Origin of the sequence: Stenotrophomonas sp. NPDC077659, assembly GCF_050268705.1 — a bacterium.
Taxonomy (GTDB): domain Bacteria; phylum Pseudomonadota; class Gammaproteobacteria; order Xanthomonadales; family Xanthomonadaceae; genus Stenotrophomonas.
The window spans coordinates 1-2,916 of sequence record NZ_JBNNHG010000242.1 but is presented as its reverse complement, the minus strand read 5'-3'; the positions used below and the strand labels follow the sequence as shown (position 1 = coordinate 2,916).

2 protein-coding genes are annotated in these 2,916 nt (G+C 63.3%); both read right to left on the bottom strand.

Going from position 1 to position 2,916, the window contains the following annotated elements; translation table 11 throughout:
* Positions 1-64 precede the first annotated feature (64 nt).
* The gene (locus ACQKDV_RS19000) at positions 65-1,573 is read right to left on the bottom strand and encodes an NADH-quinone oxidoreductase subunit M (protein ID WP_427785792.1); all 1,509 of its coding nucleotides are present in this window, start codon (positions 1,571-1,573) and stop codon (positions 65-67) included.
* A gap of 23 nt (positions 1,574-1,596) precedes the next feature.
* On the bottom strand, positions 1,597-2,916 hold a 1,320-nt coding region (locus ACQKDV_RS18995), incomplete at its 5' end, for a proton-conducting transporter membrane subunit (RefSeq protein ID WP_427785791.1).

Here is a 2,916-nt window from a genome sequence, read left to right as displayed (position 1 = left end):
CCGACGCTGATCGCTTCCGCCGCATGGAAATCGGCAACTGGCTGGACTTCGTCGAATCCTGGAATTACAGCAGCTTGCTGGATGCGATCTGCATCGCCAGCTTCGCGATCGAGGGCTCCATCAGGTCGGTCAGCGGCTTGGGGTAGATGCCCAGTGCCAGCACGCCGATGGCGAACACGGTGAGCAGTGCCCACTCGCGGCCGTTGATGTCCTTCAGCTCGGCCACATGGCTGTTTGCCACTTCGCCGAAGAATATGCGCTTGTACAGCCACAGGGTGTAAGCAGCACCGATGATCAGGGTGGTGGCGGCGCCCAGGGCGATCCACGGGTTCCGCTGGAACGCGGCCAGGATGACCATGAACTCACCGGCAAAACCACTGGTGCCCGGCAGGCCGGCATTGGCCATGAAGAACAGCATGGCGAAGGTGGCAAACCACGGCATCACGTTGACCACGCCGCCGTAATCGGCGATGCGCCGGCTGTGCATGCGGTCGTACAGCACGCCGACGCAGGAGAACATCGCACCGGAGACGAAGCCGTGCGAGATCATCTGCACCATGGCGCCCTGCAGGCCCAGGCGGGCCGCATCGGCGTTGCCGGCTTCACGCACCAGCCACAGCGCGATGAAGGTGCCGAGGGTGACGAAGCCCATGTGCGCGATCGACGAATAGGCGATCAGCTTCTTCATGTCGTCCTGCACCAGGGCGACCAGGCCGACGTAGATCACCGCGATCAACGACAGCGCGATCACCAGCCACGCCCATTCGCTGGACGCATCGGGCACGATCGGCAGGTTGAAGCGCAGGAAACCGTAGCCACCGATCTTCAGCGCGATGGCGGCCAGGATGACCGAACCGGCGGTCGGCGCTTCCACGTGGGCATCCGGCAGCCAGGTGTGCACCGGGAACATCGGCACCTTGACCGCGAAGGCGATCAGGAAGGCGAAGAAGATCCAGGTCTGTTCCCTGGCGCTCAGCGGCAGCGCGTACAGGTCGGCCAGCTGGAAGCTGCCGCCCTTCATGTACAGGTAGATCAGCGCCACCAGCATCAGCACCGAGCCGAGGAAGGTGTACAGGAAGAACTTCATCGCGGCGTAGATGCGGCGCGGGCCGCCCCAGACACCGATGATGAGGAACATCGGGATCAGCATCGTCTCGAAGAACACGTAGAACAGCATCGCGTCGGTGGCCGAGAAAATGCCCACGGTGACGCCTTCCAGGATCAGAAAGGCCGCCACGTACTGGTTTACGCGCTTGTCGATGGCGCTCCAGGCGCCCAGCAGAGCCAGCACACCGACCAGGGTGGTCAGCAGGATCAGCGCGATGGCGATGCCATCCACGCCCAGGTTGTAGCCGATCTTGTACGCCGGGATCCACGCATGGGTCTCGACGAACTGCATGCCATCGGCAGCCGGGTTGTAGCCGCTGAGCAGCGAGAGACTCGCGACGAAGGTCAGCAGCGCCACGCCGATGGATGCCCAGCGGGCAGTCTGCGCATTACGGATCGCAAGGATCAGGGCACCGCCGAGGATCGGCAGCCAGATGAGGACACTGAGTAGGGGCCAGTTCGACACGTCTTCTTATTCCGTACAGGTCATCAACGCAGGTAATGCATCAGCACGCCCAGCAGGGCAATCAGGCCGATGATCATCGCGAAGGCGTAGTGATAGAGGAAACCGGATTGGGTACGACGCAGCACGCCGGCTGCGACGTCCACAACACGTGCCGAGAGATTGACCACGCCGTCGACGATGTTGCTGTCGATCCAGCGTGCGACCTTGCCGAGCTTGACGCTGCCACCGGCAAAGCCATCGATCCACAGCTTGTCGAAGCCGTACTTGTTTTCCAGCACCGACACCAGCGGGGCGAAGGTCTTGCGTGCCTTGCCCGACAGGTCCGGCTTCCACAGATAGAACAGCGCGGCCAGCAGGAAGCCTGCGACGGTCAGGAAGAACGGCGGCGCCATCATGCCATGCAGCGCGAATGCCACCGGGCCATGGAACTCCTCGCCGAGGAAGCCCACGGTGTTCTTGGCCGGATCGTAGAAATCGACGATGCCGGTGAAGAACGTGGTCGCCTGGCCCTTGATCGCTTCGTGGGCGTGATGGCCGGCCCAGTCAGTGCCGTGCAGCATCGGACCGATGCTGAAGAAGCCGATGGCGATCGAGGGGATGGCCAGCAGGATCAGCGGCAGGGTCACCACCCATGGGGTTTCGTGCGGCTCATGCGGACCGTGGCCGTGGCCGTGGTCGTCATGGGCATCGCCGTGGTGCGCGTCGGCGTGGTGCGCATCGGCAGCATGATGGTCGTCATGGCCGTGGTCATCATGGTGCGCGTCACGGAAGCGCTCCGGACCGTGGAAGGTCAGGAACAGCAGGCGGAAGCTGTAGAAGCTGGTGACCAGCACGCCACCCAGCACGGCCCAGTAGCCATAGGTGGCCACCCAGGTGCCCTGCACGTGGGCGTGGATCTCGGCGGCCTCGATGATGGTGTCCTTCGAGTAGAAACCGGAGAAGAACGGCGTACCGACCAGGGCCAGGGTGCCGATCCACATGGTGATGAAGGTGATCGGCATGTACTTGCGCAGGCCGCCCATCCTGCGCATGTCCTGCTCGTGGTGCATGGCGATGATGACCGAGCCGGCACCCAGGAACAGCAGCGCCTTGAAGAAGGCGTGGGTCATCAGGTGGAACACGGCCGCCGAATAGGCAGACACGCCCAGCGCCACGGTCATGTAACCGAGCTGGGACAGCGTCGAGTACGCGACCACGCGCTTGATGTCGTTCTGCACGATGCCGATCAGGCCGGTGAAGAACGCGGTGGTGGCACCGATGAACAGAATGAAGGTCGCACCGATGAACAGACGACAATGCGGGCGGTGGCTGGGGCCGAAGATCGCGCGGGTAGATCGACGCCA